The sequence below is a fragment of the Pantoea sp. X-Soil-TKNS-1211 genome (assembly GCF_059730495.1).
The window spans coordinates 216,765-235,252 of the sequence record NZ_AP035956.1; the positions used below are offsets into that span (position 1 = coordinate 216,765).

Genomic DNA, 18,488 nt, shown 5'->3' on the forward strand with positions numbered 1-18,488 from the left:
AATAAATTATGTGATTATTACTATCATTTGACTCCAATTATTTTCTTTTCTTAAAACAAACATGGGTAATAGAGTTTTTTTATGTTGTAAATCAATAAATTCAGGAAAAATACATAATAAAATACCTGCATATTTTAAGGGTGTTTTTTGTAAGTTTTGCAAAACAGGAGTGTGAGCTGTGAAGCTAGTTGCGCTTTCTTTATTATTTTTAGAGTTAATCGCATTGTTTTTATTGTTTTCTTCTTCGGACAGTTCACATTCGATGGTTCTATCCTTTCTTTCTATGAAATAAAAGACAAAAGTTTATCTTTCCTTATTGAAAAAACTATTAAGTAATCATAGTTTACACTAAGGAAAGGTGAAAAAAGATCACGATTGGCCAGGGCAGTGATGGCATTTATCTCGATACTAAAAATTTCAAATTTCGATACAAATGCGATCGAGAACATATTGATTATAGTCTTCTGAATTTCACAATCATTATCTATCCACCGTATGAATTGTTATAAACTGAAATTTAGCGGTAAGAATAACTCAGCATGCGAACATTTATATTAATTCATTGAATTAATAATGAATATTCTTCATGCTAAATTCACCTGTTGGATAAAAATAATATCCGTAAAGAATATTTATTCTTTTATTAGAGGCAGTGAGTGTATTAACCTTATGCCACGAAGAACGGCAAATAACTCTTGATCAGTCTCTATATCTAATGCTCTCATTACCCTTCTCTTCTGACTATGTATCGTCTTCAATGATAATTTAAGCGCCCAGGCCATTTCTTTTAATGTTAACCCACTCATAAATCCGTACGCAACTTTAAGCTGCCCTGGTGTTAAATAGATGCACGGGCATCCATGGCATGCTCGATATTCATTTCTATTACATTCTGAAAAAGTTGAAATTTCTTTGCATGATGCAATGTTACAAGCAAAATCAAGTATATTAATCCTTTTATCAATAAATTTTACGCCTTTAAAACAGTATGGCAGCTTTCCTGTGCTCGCTATGATTTTTTTCTCTGTTAAAAAGAAAAGATTACTTCCATTCTTTCGCCCCCTGAAATGTGGGTTGCAAAAATATTGTTCTCCGTTATCAATATCCATAAAAATGATATCAGCATCACTTATTTGTGAGTAACCAGCTTTTTTCATTATTTTAATATCAGCTGATTCGCATATTGCCTTCCGGATGATGCTACAAATAGCTATAATTTGATACGAGTTTTCAGAAATAATTAAAACATTCATATAATAATACCACTTGTTAGGGAGTTTATCTGGTTACTACTTGCTGTTCGTTGTATTCTTTAATTTTTCCATTTATCAGAGTGATTTCCTTGTCATTCTTAAGCTCTCTTAATGTCCTACTAATCGTGCTTTTGGAAAGATTTGTACTCAACTCAAGTAAATGGAGTAATGAATAACCTTTAGTTATCCTTTTTGGTAATGATTGCCAGTATTCAATATTTAATTTGATTTCGTTATGCGTGTCTTTATCTCCTCTTAAATATGCATTAATCAATTCATTATAACAGTCATTTATAATATCTTTCGCCTCATCCTCTAAATGGTTTAGTCTTATTAACTCCCAGAAATAGTCAAATTCTATTTCGTAACATTTTCCATAATCAGCTTTCTCCAGGTAAAGGGAAGAACGCCCAAAACATGAGGATGCACCAACAATGGAAGGCTCATAAAAGACACTTATTATTTTATTAAATTGCTTGGCTCTTAGAAAAAAATCACCCTCACTAATTATGTATACCTTTTGTTGAGTATCTTTGATGAAGGAATAACGACGTTTGCCTTTATATACTTCATCTGGTTTTGCTATGGTTGCATGCTCGATAATGGCATCCATTACTAACATCTGAGAAGAATTTGCTTTCACCATAATTTACCTATAACAAAAAAAAATTCGAATTCTTGAAGACTCATACACAATAACTCTCAATTGTAAATTAAGTTTCTTATTAAATAGTAAAGCATTGAAAGAAAATGCTTACTTCTAACTAAAAGGAGGGATTTTATATAAATCCTTACTATAGTCCAGCCGCCAAGGTGAATAAAATTAAAATTATCAGTCCTATTTGATAGGATATGTTAATGGCATTCACATTTATAATCATCTTACCTCCCCCCCGAGAGCTAATAGACATGCGCATTATTTGAGTCGGGTGTTATATAGGACTAGATGTTAACTCATGCATCCTCAAATGGAACTATATATCATAGAATATTTAATATATAGATTTATATCCTTCTATATGTTATATTTGTATGATTTAATTCTACTTTCTCGCAGGTTGCACTTGGTGCTGTTTTTCGTACGTTAAAGTCAATTAGGAAATCTTTAGTTAAGTAAGACTAATCTTAGTGATATGTTTTCAATATAATATTTAACTCGCATCTATGTTAGTAATGCTTTTGTTGGTGGTTGTCTGTGCTTGTATATTTCTATAAATTAAAATAATGCTAATTAAAAAGTCACCATCGAATTCTTTCATATCTTTGATGTCATTCATGATGCGAGTTATGTAGTGAGGGTTGATGTTTTAACGTTATCACTGCTGATTTTAACATGAAGGGATATTATTTGTTTCCAATAATGTCTTTTTAGGTCTTTGTTGAAGAACATCTGTGATTTTCATAATGACTTATTTTTGATGTTTTAATATAACTATATCTTTTACATGAATTAACTTGCTAAAAGGTCATGCTTGAATGTATCAGCATTCTGTTGAAATCACATCCGCTTGTACACACCCCATCACTTGTTTTATATTGACCTCTAATCATTCTTAATGAAGTGTTCCTGCCTAATATACCAACTCATTTGATAATTCATTTTTATTATCATTTAACTTATATTTTCTAGCTTATTAAGAATATAACTCAGCGTATGTCTACTCATGATGACTGCATTAGCTAATCTAAATGAGATGGTTATTATTTTTGACTCATGTATATTTGGTGTCGTTCCTGGAGTGGATTGCTGCTCTGTCTTACTTCTCGTAATAATATTAATAGATAGGTAGAATTTCCCGACGCTTGTATCCCCCTCTGTGGTCACAGCGGCGTATAACTGATTTTTCTGGGATCAACTTCATATATGAATCCAGGATTCTTAAGAAGATTCCCCGTATCATCGGTTCTGGCCGACGGTATCCGATACTGAACGGACGATGGATTGGAGTCGTGCTCGTAAAACCGGCGTAGCTGTGTGAAATCTGCAGGACATTACCCCGTCGGTTTCTACAGAATTCACACAGCTACGCCTACGAAATAATTATCCGGAAAAGGAGAATATGACGGAAAATTCACCTGCAACAGCCCTGCTTGCCCACGGCAACGGTGATATTGCCGATCCTCTTCGCGACTATCTTCTGCACCTGCAGGCGATAGGACTTTCCCCTTCCACCATCGGTGCGCATGCCGCTCAAGTCTGTATGTTACACTGTAACTTTAACAGATCAAACTACCTGCTGACTGCGCTGCTTTTTCCAGTAGCGTCAGGTCCTGTATCGCGTCCCCCCAGAATTCCGCCATAACTCTCCAGGTTATTCTGGACTTTTATCTGTTCAGAACGCTGAATGCAGCACGGGAAATCGCAGAGCGCGTGGAAATAAAAGCTGTCTACTTACAATCTATGCCTTATCTTCGTTAACATCTGCTGATAATTAGCGGTAATGAATTTAATCAATCATCGCATTTTCTCGCAGGAATTCTCTGTCAATGGTGAAACCAAGCCCCGGTTCCTGCGGTAGCGTTAACCAACCCTGTTGATGTTCAAGCGGATTCTCAACCAAAGCTGTACGGAACGGATGTGATGATGTGTCATATTCGAACAGCGGTTGGCTGGCATACAACGCATAGTGAGTGACCGGTGTTGAGGCGATCATATGCAATGATGCATATTGCCCAACGGCTGTCCCCCAGACATGAGGATTGACCTGAACGCCACCGGCCATCGCAAGGACATTTATATGGCGCAGCGCAGTCACCCCACCCGCCAGGCAGATATCTGGCTGTGCAATATCAATAGCCTGCGCTGCAATGAGATCGCGGAAGCCAAACAATGAAAACTCTGCTTCCCCGCCAGCAATCGGGATATCAAGTGCATCCCTCACCCGACGGTAAGCCACATAATCTTCAGGAATGACCGGTTCTTCCATCCACAGCAAATCGTAATCGGCCAGGGCGCGTCCAAGGCGAATGGCATCATTGGCACCGTATCCGTGATTCACATCGATCATAAACTTGCTGCGTTCGCCAACGGCTTCCCTGATGGCAGACATGACTTTTACGTCATCATCCACACCAAAACCGAGTTTCACCTTCATCAGGGAGAAACCGGCTTCACTGTGTCGTACCGCCTCACTGGCCATGGCATCAGCCTGGCCTCGCCCTTCCGTGCGGAAAAAACCTGTCGCATAACATTGCACACGCTCACGAAACGCACCGCCAAGCAGTTGCCATAACGGTAATCCTGCTGCTTTACCACAGATGTCCCACAACGCAATATCGACCGCGCTGATGGCACCCAGCACCACACCCTTTCGGCCGTAATCGCGCGTTTTGACATACATGTCATGCCACAACACTTCGGTATTGCGCGGATCTTTACCGATAATCAAGGGTTTCAGGGCACTGTTGATGGCGGCAGCAGCGATTTCTGGCGGTTGTAAGCCGACACTGAACGTCTCACCCCAACCCTCAAGGCCTTCATCGGTGGCGATGCGCACAAGTACCGTAGAGCGCCCCTGTACCCAGCCTTGCGAGTAGGCAAACGGACGATCCAGTTTGCTCTTCAGGATATAGGTTTCCACTTCAGTAATTTTCATATCAGATTACTCCTGCGCAGCTTGTGTCATGAGGGATGAGGTTTTTTCTTCACGGATAATGGGTTTACCCACGAACCAGAAATAAATGCCCGCGCCAATCACCGAGACAACCGCGGAGATCAGAAAGACCAGCGTGAAACTGTGTGTGGCATCGACAATTGCGCCAGCAACCAGCGGTGAAACCGTCGCACCGAGAAAACCGCCAAAATTCTGCACTGCGGCGACCGAAGCTACCGTTGAGGGGGCCGTGACTTCAGCCGGAATCGACCATGCATGGGCCACCACGCCGCCATTAAAACCGAGTGCAAAAGCCATTAAAATCACCGCGACCGTCAGGCCCGCACCTGCACCAAACATGCCATTAAAGGGCAACAGCGCCAGGACGATGGCCTGTAACACTAACGCACCAATGATGGTGACTTTCTTGGCTTTCAGTGTGCTCCAGCCAGCGCGTTCTGAGAGTTTGCCTGAAATCACACCGCTCACGAGATCACCAATGATTGCACCAATCCACGGAACACTGGCGACGAGGCCCAGAGAGGAAAATTTAATACCAAACTGGCTAATAATATAAAGCGGGATAAAGACCAGGAAAATCTGATAAACCCACATGTTACAAAAGAAACCCGCCATCATGCCCCACATCGTTTGATGCTTGAATAATTCCCTCCAGGGCAAATTGTTTTTTGTAATTATTGGCGTGGCATCATGTTGGATATATTCTCTTTCTTCTTTTGTCAGGGATTTATGCTTTTCAATATCCCGATAAAAGGTGAAAAAGATGATCGCGGCTATGATGCCTGCCCCGCCGGCAATAAAATACATTTCTCGCCAGCCAATCTCTGAAACGATCCAGATCAGTAAAAAGGTAAAGAACGCCGGACCCACTTTAAGTGCGGCATCCCAGCTGGCATTGGCAATGCCCTGCTCTTTTTTGGGGAACCAGCGGGTCACGATCTTATTGGTGGCCGGTAGGGACGGTGCTTCTGCCAGGCCTAGCCAGATACGGGCGAGGATAAAGCCCGTCAGCGTGTAAGACAGACCCATCGCGACAGTCGCCGCGCTCCAGATGATCACCGACGCGCCCAGCAGGATACGCGGGCTGAAGCGATCGACAAGCCAGCCTGAAGGTAATTGGCCGAAGGCATAAGCCAAAGCAAAGGCACTGCCGAGCAGGCCAATATCCGTGGCGGTGATATGCATTTCGGTTTGCATGACCGGCGCAGCGATGGAGAGCGTCAGGCGGTCGATATTATTAATGATCGCCAGCAGGCAAAGTAATCCAAGAACTCCCCAGCGTTGGCGTCCTTGCGGCTTCATGGTCGAACTTTGTTTTGACAGAGTAAATCCAGACATTTATTTTCTCCTGCAGGGTAGAGAGAATAAGGCCACGTTCTTTACGCCGTAGCCGTTTTATTACGGGGAAATCGTTATTGGTTTTTTATGGCGTCCCAGGCGTGCACCAGATTTGTTGCTCTTTGTGATACGGTCCGTGCGTTATCTCCGGCTTTGTACAGGTTGCTGCCAAGTCCGAAAAAATGAATCCCGGCTTGGTGATAATCATTAAACTGCTCTGCTTCAACCCGGCCCACCGCGCCTAATGGAATGTCGGAGGGAAGAACTGCACGTAGCGCCTTCATTCCACTGGCCCCCATCACTGATGCAGGAAAGAATTTAAGACCGCTGGCACCTGCGGCAATGGCCTGAAAAGCTTCGGTTGCGGTAAACACACCGGGTAGCGATAGCATGCCCCGTGAGCGGGTTTGCTCAATGACCGCTTTATCGACATTCGGACTCACCACGACTCCGCCACCACAGTCTGCCAGCCGGTCAACATCATGCGGGTTCAGCACCGTGCCAGCACCGATCAGAATGTCCGCAGGTAATGACTTTCTCAGACGAGATATGGACTCAAACGGTGTCGGTGAATTGAGGGGCACCTCAATGATCGTGATCCCCGCCTCGACCAGCGCATAGCCAATCTCCACCACCTCTTCCGGCTTAACACCACGCAGGATGGCGATCAGTCCCCGTTTAGCGCCCAACCATCCTGAATCAGACATGATGTGCCTCCTCCTGCCGTTGCCACAGGGTTTGTACACTCTGGAACAGCCCGGCGCGTACCGCTTCGTCAGCATCCAGCACGCTGACATCAAAGCCCGCCAGTGCTAAAGCCTTGTGATAAAGCGCGGTAAGGGAACCTGACGCGATTAATATCACCTGACGCAGAGACGTCTGGTGATAGCGAGCCGCTACCTCTGCACCAATCAACAGTCCCGACAAGCGCGAGAGGCTTTCGGCTGGGGTGCAATCACTCAGCAAGGTGGTTGAGCGAACCGTGAACAACTGATGGCTGAGCGATGCGCCACTCAGCATCACGTTCACTGCGGAGATAAACGCCGGGGCGTTTGCATCAATGTCTCCGGCCACATCCGCTACCGCATGGCGCAGAATTGAATGTGTGCTCATCAGGCTGAACAGTTCCCCGGTCATAAAGGTGCTGAAACCGGTGACAACCGCATTCTCCAGCGATACCCATTTGCTGTGGGTGCCGGGCATCACGATCAATCCGTCCTTGAGCTGTCTTGATCGCACCGCTCCCAACAACATGGTTTCCTCGCCGCGCATGACATCGTAAGCAGGAGAAAGTTGGCACACGCCTGGCAAGATGCGGATGTCTCTTGCGCCAGCAATCCTGATCGGTGAACGCAGCAGTTCGTTCACCGTCACCGGGACGGTACTGTAACCGGCGTCCTGCCAGCCCTGACGCGAACCCGCCATACCACAAATCAACACCGGCAGGTCGGCTGAAGCCCCAAGTTCCGTCAGATGCTGTTCCAGCAGGGGTGAAAACGCCTTGTCAGCCACACTTCCCAGTCCCTGGTGGGTACGCACCTCACTCAGGGTTTGGCCCTTCCCGTCTACCAGCCACAGACGAAAACTTGAGGTGCCCCAGTCACAGAGTCCAAATTCCGCTTTGTTGCTCATCTTTATCTCCAGATAAACACGCTCTGCACCCGAAGTGCAGAGCACAGGGTCAGATACGGCCAAACTCTGCCAGCAGGTCTTCGACGGTTTTGCCTTGTTTCACCCATTCGCGCGTGGCCTGTTCACGCTCGACCTGTTCCTTCGCCAGTTTTAAAACTTCGTGCGCGTTTTCCTGGGGAATCACCACTACCCCCATCAGGTCAGCCACGATAAAATCGCCCGGCTTGACTAGCTGGCCGCCGACCGCGATGGGAACGTTGATGGACAGTTCCTCTTTACGCCCGGAAAACATGGTGTGGGTGCCGCGAGGAGTGATCGCCCGGCTCCAGATGGGCCAGGTAATATCTTCCAGCTCATCCGTATCGCGTCCGGCACCGTCGATGATCATGGCGCGAATCCCACGGTTCTGCGCCAGGCCGCCCATCAGGCCACCGCAAACCGAGGTATTACAATCCCCGCCCGCATCCACCACGATCACATCGCCGGGCTGCCCCATCTCCAGTGCTTTCAGTGGATCAACAAGATCGCCTTTAGAAAGTTGCACGGTAATGGCCTGCCCACAGGCTTTGGCGCGGAATGCAGGCTTAATGCCGCTATCCATAACCCCAGTGCGGTACTGCACATCGGCAAAAACCGCTGCAATCGAATAGCTCTGCAACAAAGCGTCAAATTGAGCCAGCAGCTCTGGCTGGCGGGTGAAATCATTAAACTGCTTCAGCATGGTCATTTGCTCCTTTGCTGCGAAGCGCCAGGGCTGCGCCATTAACCGGGAATCGCGGTGTTTTACCTGTCAGCACGCTGGCAACTTCAGTGGCCGCCAACTGACGTGCTGCACGAATGGATTCTTCGGAGTAGTAGGCCGAATGGGGTGTCACGATGACATTTGGCAGAGAGAAAATCGGATTATCCGCAGGATTCCATTGCGCGCGTTTTGCTGGTTCTTCCTCGGGATCATCCAGCGCCGCACCGGTAATCCAGCCTTCATGCAGCGCGCGGTACAGCGCCTGATTATCAATAGTGGGACCACGTCCGGTGTTAATGATTAACGCCCGGCGCTTCATGGCTCTGAATTCTGCTTCGCTGAGGAAATGACGGGTATCCGCAGTCATCGGCACCTGCATCATGAAAATGTCGGATTGCGCGATGAGCGTTTCCTTGTTGACCAGCATCACCTGGTGTTGCTGCGCTAATGCCGGATCGATGTAAGGATCGTAGACAATGACATTTACGCCAAAGGCGCGAGCGCGTTCGGCAATGGCCTGCCCGATGCGTCCGAATGAGACAATCCCCATAGTTTGTCCACGCAGGCGATAGACGGGAGCGCCGGATTGCCACTGCCAGATGCCCTGATGTGTGGCGGTGTTGTAAGCAAACAGGTTACGTGTCAGAGCCAGCCACATGCTGATGGCATGGTCGGCGACTTCTTCGGTGCAGTAATCACGCACATTTGTTACTAGAATGTTGCGTTTAGTGGCGGCATCCACATCGACGATGTCGACACCCACTCCGTAACGAGCAATCACCTTGCATTGCGTCATGGCGGAAATCACCTTAGCGCCGACGCGGGCATATTGATTCATGATGGCGTCGCAATCACGTGCCATCTCAACCAGCTCATCCTCTGATTTCGCTTGCAGACCAATGACATCCGCACCAGCGGCATTGAGGATTTCTTCTTCAATGGCGATATCGCCGTAATCGTAATCGGTAATCACCACCTTAAATCTTCGACTCATCAGACGCTCCTTTAACCAGATTGAGTAGTTTTCGCCACCGTCAGCAGCAGCGGGTTTGGAAAAAACTAACTGAGATCTGGTATACCAGTCAAAGAAAGGTTAAGGAAATGTGACCAACATTGGCTTTTTAGTGATTTCGCAGAAAAGGGCCAGGGATCCCTGGCTCAGAAGATCAGGAGGAGGTTGTCAGGGAAACCGCGTCGGCGGCGGCGATATCTTCAACGCCAATCTCATAGGTTTCACGGGTACGGCCCAAGTGGCGTTCGAGGATGGTCAGTACTTCCGCGTGGGCATCATTTCTGATAGCAGCAACAATTTCGCCATGTTCCTGATAAGAAAGCGATGTATGCTGTGGTTTTGCAGCGAGATGGGTACGTAATGCCGCAATTTTGGCTGCGTAACGCACGTAAGAATTGGTCAGGTAAGCGTTGTCACAGAAATCAAAAAAACGCTGGTGGAAATCATTATCCAGCTCCAGATAGCGGCGAAAATCACCTTCACTCTGGGCGACGTCCATTTGTTTAACCACCACATCTAACGCATCAGCCAGCCTACTGGCATTCTGCTGCATCGCCAGTGTCAGTGCCGCCGTTTCAAGCACCTGTCTGAAAGCACAGATTTCGCGCACTTCCCGCGCGCTCAGGGTGAACACCCGCACGCCTGATTGCGGCTTGATCGTGACCAGTCCTTCAATACTGAGTTGGGCAAGCGCTTCCCGGACCGGTGTTTTTGAGACATTCAGCTCAGCGGCAACGGTGCGTTCGCTGATAGCTGCGCCAAGTGGAATATCGCCATGGACTATCAGCTTGCGAACATGGTCTGTTACTACCGCTGTCAGTGACTTAGGTCGCTCAAAATCTGCCACGGATGACTCCCTGTTGATGGACGAGATGCCACATTTTAACGAATCAACTCAGGACAACAATCCCCTCATTACACCCACCGCACGCAGCCACCCGTTAAAAGTGAGGGTGCTGTCTGACTTTTTTGCCAGACACCTCAGCGAATCCGAATGGCGCAGGGCACCCTGAGACCCTCTTCTCCTGCCCTGACATGTCGTCTACCATTGCAATTTTGAAATGATGAGTTTCATTCTTTGCTATTTTGCTACCTTCTGCCTTTGTTTATTGTTACTGCACGCCAACGATACGGGTCTGGCACCGACAACGACAGGAGCACCCTCAACATGAAAACAGCCGTGCAATTGCTTCAGAACTACCTCGACAACATTCAGGATCCTAAAACCGCTGCTGCACTTTTTGCGGCAGATGGCGTGCTGGAATTACCTTACCTGCAAACGCTGGGATTACCGCATCGGGTCCAGGGGCCGCAGGAAATCGAGGCATTCATCGCCGGGTTATTGAAAAAGGTGCCGGATTTTCGCTTTCGCAATATCCAGTTTTTAATCGATACGCCGACGCAAGCATTCGGCGAATACAGCGTCGAAGCTGAAATAACCGGCACTGACCGTCTGTATAAACAAACCTACGCCGGACGCCTGGTGGCCGAAGAGGGAAAAATAAAACTGCTACGTGAATCACTGGATACGCTGGCCGCCTGGCGCGCGTTTAACGGCTAACAATCCGCCTGAAGCGGCAGGTTGGCATGAGTTTTTGCATTAATCACATCAATTATCAGAGCATTTCTGGAGAGAAAAATGAGTACCAATACCCCCGATGCACGAATCTCGTCTGCGGGCGATCATGATAAAACGCAATCCACGGAAATCATTGTCAGCGCTTATTATCGCGTGCATCCGGATGACCGCCAAACGTTTATCGATGCGGTAAAACCTGAAATGCAGGCCGCACAACAATTGCCGGGTTGCGTCTTCTATGCATTTTCTCAAGACCTGGTAAACCCGGATGCCTTTCATTTGTCCGAAGGATGGGCTGATATTGACGCCTATGAGCGACATGAACACTCCGCAACGTTTTTACAGGCGCTGGCAACGGTCGTTAAAAACGTGCGTATTCTGCATCGCGAGGGCATCCGGTATGACGTGGCAAAACAGCATATTGATGATCCCCGAGGAAAGGTTTCGGCGTGACGCTGAAGTGATGAAGGGTAGATCAGTGTGACGCCGTCACTTGCCCGATGCATCTGGCTATCGGAGATTTGCCCCAGGTGTCGCTGGCATTGACACAATGGGAGAGATTAACTCCTGTTAATGCTGTGGTTTACTGAGTGTTAGCTGCAACCCTGCAACAGCTGCAAGCTGTGCAAGAGTCGTGATCGTCGGATTACCATTAGCTGATAAGGCGCGGTAGATGCTCTGACGGGCAAGACCGGTTTTTTTGGCGGCCTCAGTAATACCACCACGCGCTTCAATCACCTTTCGTAATGCGACAAGAAAGCCGCCTAAACCACCAGGCTCGTTAATCTCTTCCAGTGCAGTGGCAAGGTAAGCATTCGCATATTCGGGGTCGGCACGAAGTTCTTCAATCATTGCTGCATTATGATCCACCGCTGCTGGATGGGTAGTTGTAGGTCTTGTTACTTTTTTAGTCGTTGTCATTTTTTCGACCTCATTTTGAAATCTTGTAAATAGTTAACTGCGTTTTCTAAATCAGCTGTTTGTGTTTTTTTACTTCCACCGACCAACGTTACAATGAATCAATTGCAATCATCACTTAAAAGTGACAATCATTTATTCTGATACATGTGCCAAAGGCAGCGTCACCACCACCGTCAATCCACCGCCCGCCCGCTGGCTGACACTGAGATCCCCGCCATGCTGCTGAGCAATCTGGCGCGCGATGGCTAATCCGAGGCCAGAACCATTGTGTCGGGCGGCTGCGCCTTTTCCCCGGTGGAAAGGCTTGGTTATCAGCAACAATTCTTCATCTGAAACGCCGGGACCGCGATCCTGTACCGCAATCTTTGCGACATCGCGCTCCCGCCAGCTGGCAACTTCCAGCCCCGTCCGACCATATTTGGCGGCGTTCTGCATCAGGTTGGTCAACAGACGCATCATGCTGACCGGACGAAAAAGGAATACCGGGAGTGGGGTCAGGGCCAGGCTAAAATTCTGCCCCAGTCCGGTAAAGTCATGATTCAGCTCGGTAATCATCTGATTAATGTCACCGGGTTGGCTCTGCTCGGTGGTGCTGCCGCGGGCATAATCAATGAATTGTTGGAGAATCGTATCAACATCCTCGAAGTAGCGGCTAACGTCGTCCTGGTTCGAGGCGCCCTGCCCGCCGATTGCCATCGCCAGCCGCAGTTTGGTCAGCGGCGTGCGCAGGTCGTGAGAGATACCGGCCAGCATTTGCGCTCGGGTATTTTCCATCTCGGCCAGACCATCCAGCATACGGTTAAAGGTCAGGCTGACCGTCCTGATCTCGCTCGGGCCTTCCGGCGATAACGGGCGTGGCCATCCCCCTTTTCCGACGTCTGTGGCCGCCTGCGCCAGTGACGTCAGCGGGCGGTTGATCCGTCGTTGCAGGCCATAAGCAGTCAGAAGCGCCAGCAGGGCCAGGCAAACAGACAGCAAAAGCGCACTGATCAGGCTGGAAAGGTGATTCGAAGGCTCTACTGCCAGTGCGACCCAGTACGGCTGACCAGCGATTTTTACCTCCACCCATAATTTTTTCTCAGGTGCCTGTTCCCAGCGCAGTGGAATCCCTGCCGGAAGTTGCTGATGCAAGCTATCAAGGAAGACTTTCAGATAATAACGGCGATAGAACCCCGCCACGCCCAGGGTGGGAATTTCTATCAGATGCGCCGGTGGCACCACTACACCCTGCACCGCCTGCACATAACGATCGCGATCCGCTGCCGGTACGGTTGCCAGCAGCTTATCGAGCATAATGATCTGTGAGGCGATGAGCGAAGCGGCATCATTGACCCGGGGCTTCTGGATAAAAACCAGAAACACCGTGAAGGTGGTGATTTGCGTCAATGTCACCAGTAAGATCAGCAGGACGCTGTTGCGTGCCAGCAGCGAGCGGGGCCAGAACTTTTTCACGTTTCGCTATCTACAATCAGCATATAACCCATACCCCACACGGTCTTCAGCCAGCGAGGCTCGGAAGGTTGCGCCTCAAGTTGTTGGCGCAGACGTAACATTTGCACATCGACGCTTCTGTCCAGCGCTGCGTATTCACGTCCTCTGGCGCGGTTCAGCAAATTTTCGCGGCTGACAGGCCGGTTAGGTGTGGTGGCCAGTGCAATCAGCAAATTCATTTCAGCAGAATTCAGCGACAGCAACTGGTCTTCACGGTAAAGCGTTTGCCGCGTGATATCCAGGCGATAAGGGCCAAAACGAACCTCTCCGGCACCGCCAGGCGTTTCACCCTGCTGCAATGCTTGACGCCGGAAGATCGCTTTGATGCGCGCCACCAGTTCCTGCGGCAGGAAAGGCTTGGCGAGATAGTCATCGGCACCGGTTTCCAGACCAATCACCCGATCTACCGGATCACCACGCGCCGTCAACATCAGGATCGGCAACGTGAAGTTTGTCGCCCGCAGGCGGCGGCAAACAGACAGGCCATCTTCCGGTTCCATCATCAGGTCGAGCACCAGCAGATCAAAGGGTTCACGTTGCAAATAGCGATCGAGTCGGGCGCTGTTTTCCGCCGTTCTGACGTCAAATCCCTGATCGCGTAAATAGCGTTGCAGCATGCTGCGCAGTTCATTTTCATCGTCAAGGATCAGAATTTTCTTCGCCTTAGGCTCGGTTTTCACGTCACTCATAGGTTATTCACCCCTGGACCTATGCGCTTGCCAGGCCTCTTGCGCTCGTTGCAAAACGACATAGAAACAAGGGACTAACAGGATGGCAAGCAACGTTGCTGACAACATCCCCGAAAAAACGCTAATCCCCAGTGATTTCCTGGCACTGGCGCTGGCCGCGCTGGAAAATATCAGCGGTATGACGCCCAGCGTAAAGGCCAGCGAGGTCATGATAATCGGGCGGAAACGTGTCCTGGCCGCCGTCAGGGCGGCATCAATGATGCTGCTACCAGCCAGACGTTGCTGGCGGGCATATTCGACAATCAGGATCGCATTTTTGGCAGCAAGCCCGGTCAGCAGTAGCACGCCAATCTGCGTATAAATATTGTTAGCGATATTCAGCGCTAACAATGTGATCGCCGTTCCTGATAATGCAAGCGGGACACCGAGAATCACGCTGACGGGCAACCAGTAGCTTTCATATTGTGCCGCCAGCACCAGATAAACCAGCAGCAGTGACATGACGAACGCAAGATAAATGCTGTTTCCGGCCACTTTTTCCTGATACGACATATCCGTCCACGACAGACTGATATCCGGCGGCAGTGTGGCTTTTGCCAGCGCTTCCACGGCCTGCATTGCCGCGCCAGTGCTGTAACCCTGGGCTGGCATCCCATTGAGGGTGGCAGACGGATTGAGATTATATAAAGAGGCAACTGCTGGCCCCTCTGTCGGGGTGAAACTGACCAGCGTCGCCAGTGACACCGGCTCGCCGCTGGCATTTTTTACCGTCAGCGCGGAGATTTGCTGTTGCAGTCGGCGCTGGTCAGACTGAGCCTGCACATACACTTTCACGTTATGGTTTTCTCGGGTGATTTGATTGACATAGCTGGCACCGAGATATTGCTGCATCGCATCAAAGGCATCACCCGGCGAGACCCCCATGGCTGCCGCGCGCGTTCTGTCTAACGTGACATTAATTTGTGGGACGTTGGCACGCAGCGTGCTGAACATCCGCGACACTTGTGGCAGGGCCATCGCCTGCCGAACAAAATTGTCACTCACCTGCTGCAAATGCGCATAGTCACGTTGCCCGTCATTTTCGCTCAGGACCATCTGCATCCCACCACCGTTACCCACGCCCTGAATCGGCGGAGGCACAATTACCAGCGCATTGGTATCGGGAATACGCGCCAACTGTTGGTTCAGGTTGCTATAGATTGAACGCAGATCCTGGTTCTTGCCACGCTGGTTCCAGGGTTTCAGGGTGACATAAATCAGCGCCGCGTTGGACAAGGCCGCATTGTTGTCGAGCGGTGAAAGCCCGCCAATGACCACGGCATGATCCACGCCAGGCTGCTGAGCCAGCACCTGTTCAACTCGCTGGGTCACGCTGGCGGTTTTTTCCAGCGACGCAGCGTCTGGCAGTTGTAGCGACACCAGCAGGTAGCCCTGGTCTTCCAGCGGGATAAATCCGGTCGGTATGCTGAAAAAGGCCACTAACGTCAGAGCGATGACCCCCAGACCGCCGATAAACACCGCCTTGCTATGGCGGATTAAGCGGCGAATACCGTTGAGATAGGCGTTTTCCAGCCAGCTGAAAACCTGGTTGAACTTACGGTAAACCCAGGGTTTGGTGCCATTTTTCACCGGTCGCAGCCACTGTGCGCTTTGTACCGGTTTCAGCGTCAGGGCATTGAGGGCGCTGAGCAAGGTAGTTACGGCGATCACCAGCGCAAACTGACGGTACATCTGGCCACTGAGGCCGGGTAAGAAGCTGGCCGGAATATACACGGCGACCAGCACCAGCGTGATAGATATGATCGGTGGCAGTAGCTGACGCATGGCTCTCAGCGTCGCCTCGCGCGGTGCGTATCCCTGCTCAATATGGTGACTCACCCCCTCAACCACCACGATCGCATCATCGATAACGATACCAATCGCCAGCACGATGGCAAAAAGCGTCAGCAGATTGATGGAAAACCCCATCAGATAGATGGCACCGAACGTCCCGATAAGAGTGACCGGCACGGTGGTGGCAGGCACCAGCACCGCACGCCAGTTTTGCAAAAAAATCACGATCACCAGCAAGACCAGCAGCCCGGCAATCAGCAGGGTGCTGTAGACATCATTGACTGAACTCTTGATAAAGGTGGTGGTGTCGAAAGGCAGCGAATAGTGCATTCCGGCTGGCATCCGGGCAGACAACGTCTGCATCTCGGCAGCGACCGCCTTACCGACTTCAAGTGCGTTAGCATCCGGTAGCTGTGAAATAGCAATCCCTGCCGCCGGTTTACCGTCCATGGTGAAAAACTGCGAATAGCTCGATGAACCCAGCTCCGCATGGCCCACATCCTGTAAACGGACCAGCCTGCCGCCGTCCTGGGTGCTGCTTTTGATCACGATCTGATTGAACTGGCTGGCATCACTCAGCAGGCCATTGACGTTGAGCGTCAGTTGCATCTGCTGACCACTGTTGGCTGGCGGTGCGCCCAGCTGTCCGGCGCTGACGCTGCGGTTTTGCGCCTTAATGGCGTTGATCACATCATCCGGCACCAGGCCATATTGCTGCATACGCGCCGCATCCAGCCAGAGGCGAATGCTGTAATCTCCGGTGCCAAACACCGTGACATCACCCACGCCGGGGATGCGCGCCAGTGAGTCGCGCAGATGGTTGGTGGCATAGTTGCTTAAAAACAACGTGCCCTGGTTCGGGTCAGAAGATTGCAGACTGTACAATTGCAAAATTGCTGTCGATCTTTTTCGCACCGTCACGCCCTGCTGCTGCACCACATCTGGCAACTGGGAAAGCGCCGCCTGGACACGGTTCTGTACCAGGACCTGTGCCTGGTTGCTGTCGGTGCCGATGGCAAAGGTGATATTCAGGGTGTAGGTGCCATCATTTCCAGTGGTCGATTTCATATACAGCATGTTCTCGACACCATTCACCTGCTGCTCGATCGGGAACGCCACCTGATCCTGCAAGGTTTGCGCGTTAGCACCGGGATAATGCGTCACCACCTGAACCACCGGCGGCGTGATGGGAGGATATTGCGATACCGGCAACGCCCACAAAGCAACCGCGCCAAGGATCAGGATGATCAATGACAGCACATTGGCAAAAACCGGCCGGTCGAGAAAGAACTTAATCATGCTGGCTTTGCGCCTCGTTGCTGACGTTGACTTTTTTGCCGACCAGATCCGGGCGGGCAAAGGTCAGGACAGGTTGTGTGCTGTCATTGCCACTGAGTAAAATGACATGCTCATCGCTGCCGGGAGCAGTTTTAATCCTGAGCTGGCTGACCGTGCCATCCGGGGATACCGGGAAAATGCTGCCGTCCTTCACTGCCGTCACCGGAAGCTGCAATTGGTCCACAGGCGCTGCCGCATGCAGGGTGACCTGGACAAACATGCCCGGCAGCAGGTTGACCGGCGGCTGGTGCAGGGTCGCTCGCAGGGTGATATTGCCGCTGGCGCTGTCGAGCTGGTTATCGACAAAATCGATGGTGGTATGCAGAGGCTCGCTCAGACCAGGAACCATGATATCCACCGGCTGACGCGGGATGGCATTATCGCTGCGTGCAGCGATAATGCCAAAACGCGTGGCGTCTGACTGGTTAAGGCTGAACGTGACATACAGTGAGTCGATTTTATTCAGTGTAGCTAACACGGTGTTACCGCTACTACCGACCAGATTACCCACATCGACCGTGCGCCGCCCGATGCGTCCGGTAAAGGGGGCGGTAATCCGTGTATAGCCGAGATTAATTTGCGCAATATCCCGCTGTAACTGCGCCTGATCTCGGGCTGTCTGTGCATCCTGCAAGGCAGACAGCGAGATAACATGTGACGGATAGAGCGCCTGGTCCCGGTCAGTTTCACGCTGAGCATTCACCAGCGCGGCTTGGTCCGAATTAAACTGCGCCTGCAAGGCGGCCGAGTCCAGTGTGAACAACACCTGCCCGGCATGAACGATATCGCCATCCCTGAAATTGATCGATTGCAGCGTCGCGGCGACACGCGCCACAATCTGCACCTGCTCGGAGGCGCTCAGTGTGCCCGTCACGGTGATTGACGGATCAAACGTGAGTTTCTGCGGCACACTCACCGACACGGCAGGAACCGGCTGCGGGTGAGCATTTTGCTGTGGCTTGCAGCCCGCCAGCGCACAGCCTGCCAGCACCAGCAGCCCATACCGGCATGCCACACTGCGTATTTTCATGGATAGCGCGTTCATC

General features: G+C 50.2%; 17 protein-coding genes. 3 read left to right on the forward strand and 14 right to left on the reverse strand.

Annotated elements, in window-relative coordinates:
• Window positions 1–632: 632 nt before the first annotated feature.
• Together AC6I8W_RS25795 and AC6I8W_RS25800 are read right to left on the reverse strand one after the other, a co-directional pair.
• On the reverse strand, window positions 633–1,253 hold the full coding sequence (locus AC6I8W_RS25795) for a helix-turn-helix transcriptional regulator (RefSeq protein ID WP_497839111.1): 621 nt from the start codon (window positions 1,251–1,253) through the stop codon (window positions 633–635).
• A gap of 25 nt (window positions 1,254–1,278) precedes the next feature.
• Window positions 1,279–1,899, reverse strand: a complete 621-nt coding sequence (locus AC6I8W_RS25800; protein ID WP_497839112.1) for a hypothetical protein — start codon at window positions 1,897–1,899, stop codon at window positions 1,279–1,281.
• A 1,414-nt stretch (window positions 1,900–3,313) separates the two neighbouring features.
• Between AC6I8W_RS25800 and AC6I8W_RS25805 the strand changes: the two genes are divergently transcribed.
• Window positions 3,314–3,556 carry a hypothetical protein gene (locus AC6I8W_RS25805; protein ID WP_497839113.1) on the forward strand — a complete coding sequence of 81 codons (243 nt, stop codon included), beginning with the start codon at window positions 3,314–3,316 and terminating at the stop codon, window positions 3,554–3,556.
• Window positions 3,557–3,700: 144 nt separating this feature from the next.
• Here the strand turns inward: AC6I8W_RS25805 and AC6I8W_RS25810 are convergent, their stop codons facing one another.
• The 7 genes from AC6I8W_RS25810 to AC6I8W_RS25840 form a co-directional block, all read right to left on the reverse strand.
• Complete coding sequence (locus AC6I8W_RS25810; protein ID WP_497839114.1) at window positions 3,701–4,849, reverse strand: mandelate racemase/muconate lactonizing enzyme family protein; 1,149 nt, start codon at window positions 4,847–4,849, stop codon at window positions 3,701–3,703.
• Window positions 4,850–4,855: 6 nt separating this feature from the next.
• The gene (locus AC6I8W_RS25815) at window positions 4,856–6,205 is read right to left on the reverse strand and encodes an MFS transporter (protein ID WP_497839115.1); all 1,350 of its coding nucleotides are present in this window, start codon (window positions 6,203–6,205) and stop codon (window positions 4,856–4,858) included.
• Window positions 6,206–6,279: 74 nt separating this feature from the next.
• The gene (locus AC6I8W_RS25820) at window positions 6,280–6,912 is read right to left on the reverse strand and encodes a 2-dehydro-3-deoxy-6-phosphogalactonate aldolase (RefSeq protein WP_497839116.1); all 633 of its coding nucleotides are present in this window, start codon (window positions 6,910–6,912) and stop codon (window positions 6,280–6,282) included.
• Complete coding sequence (locus AC6I8W_RS25825) at window positions 6,905–7,837, reverse strand: 2-dehydro-3-deoxygalactonokinase (protein ID WP_497839117.1); 933 nt, start codon at window positions 7,835–7,837, stop codon at window positions 6,905–6,907. The genes AC6I8W_RS25820 and AC6I8W_RS25825 overlap by 8 nt, the downstream gene beginning before the upstream one ends.
• A gap of 49 nt (window positions 7,838–7,886) precedes the next feature.
• Window positions 7,887–8,558: an RraA family protein gene (locus AC6I8W_RS25830; RefSeq protein ID WP_497839118.1), complete on the reverse strand. Its 672-nt coding sequence runs from the start codon at window positions 8,556–8,558 to the stop codon at window positions 7,887–7,889.
• Window positions 8,542–9,573: a C-terminal binding protein gene (locus AC6I8W_RS25835; RefSeq protein ID WP_497839119.1), complete on the reverse strand. Its 1,032-nt coding sequence runs from the start codon at window positions 9,571–9,573 to the stop codon at window positions 8,542–8,544. Before AC6I8W_RS25835 ends, AC6I8W_RS25830 begins: the two co-directional genes overlap by 17 nt.
• A gap of 172 nt (window positions 9,574–9,745) precedes the next feature.
• Complete coding sequence (locus AC6I8W_RS25840; protein WP_497839120.1) at window positions 9,746–10,438, reverse strand: GntR family transcriptional regulator; 693 nt, start codon at window positions 10,436–10,438, stop codon at window positions 9,746–9,748.
• 321 nt (window positions 10,439–10,759) lie between these two features.
• On the opposite strand from AC6I8W_RS25840, the gene AC6I8W_RS25845 reads away from it, so the two are divergent.
• Window positions 10,760–11,152, forward strand: coding sequence for a nuclear transport factor 2 family protein (locus AC6I8W_RS25845; RefSeq protein ID WP_497839121.1), 393 nt, complete (start codon window positions 10,760–10,762; stop codon window positions 11,150–11,152).
• Window positions 11,153–11,230: 78 nt separating this feature from the next.
• Window positions 11,231–11,623 carry a putative quinol monooxygenase gene (locus tag AC6I8W_RS25850; protein WP_497839122.1) on the forward strand — a complete coding sequence of 131 codons (393 nt, stop codon included), beginning with the start codon at window positions 11,231–11,233 and terminating at the stop codon, window positions 11,621–11,623.
• 117 nt (window positions 11,624–11,740) lie between these two features.
• Here the strand turns inward: AC6I8W_RS25850 and AC6I8W_RS25855 are convergent, their stop codons facing one another.
• From AC6I8W_RS25855 to AC6I8W_RS25875, 5 genes are all read right to left on the reverse strand, one after another.
• Window positions 11,741–12,091 (reverse strand): helix-turn-helix domain-containing transcriptional regulator, encoded by a 351-nt coding sequence (locus AC6I8W_RS25855; protein ID WP_497839123.1) that lies wholly within the window; start codon window positions 12,089–12,091, stop codon window positions 11,741–11,743.
• Window positions 12,092–12,223: 132 nt separating this feature from the next.
• Window positions 12,224–13,543 (reverse strand): ATP-binding protein, encoded by a 1,320-nt coding sequence (locus tag AC6I8W_RS25860; protein ID WP_497839124.1) that lies wholly within the window; start codon window positions 13,541–13,543, stop codon window positions 12,224–12,226.
• Window positions 13,540–14,271, reverse strand: coding sequence for a response regulator (locus AC6I8W_RS25865; RefSeq protein ID WP_497839125.1), 732 nt, complete (start codon window positions 14,269–14,271; stop codon window positions 13,540–13,542). The genes AC6I8W_RS25860 and AC6I8W_RS25865 overlap by 4 nt, the downstream gene beginning before the upstream one ends.
• Window positions 14,272–14,274: 3 nt before the next feature.
• Window positions 14,275–17,403, reverse strand: coding sequence for an efflux RND transporter permease subunit (locus tag AC6I8W_RS25870; RefSeq protein WP_497839126.1), 3,129 nt, complete (start codon window positions 17,401–17,403; stop codon window positions 14,275–14,277).
• Window positions 17,396–18,472, reverse strand: coding sequence for an efflux RND transporter periplasmic adaptor subunit (locus AC6I8W_RS25875; protein WP_497839127.1), 1,077 nt, complete (start codon window positions 18,470–18,472; stop codon window positions 17,396–17,398). The genes AC6I8W_RS25870 and AC6I8W_RS25875 overlap by 8 nt, the downstream gene beginning before the upstream one ends.
• Window positions 18,473–18,488 lie beyond the last annotated feature (16 nt).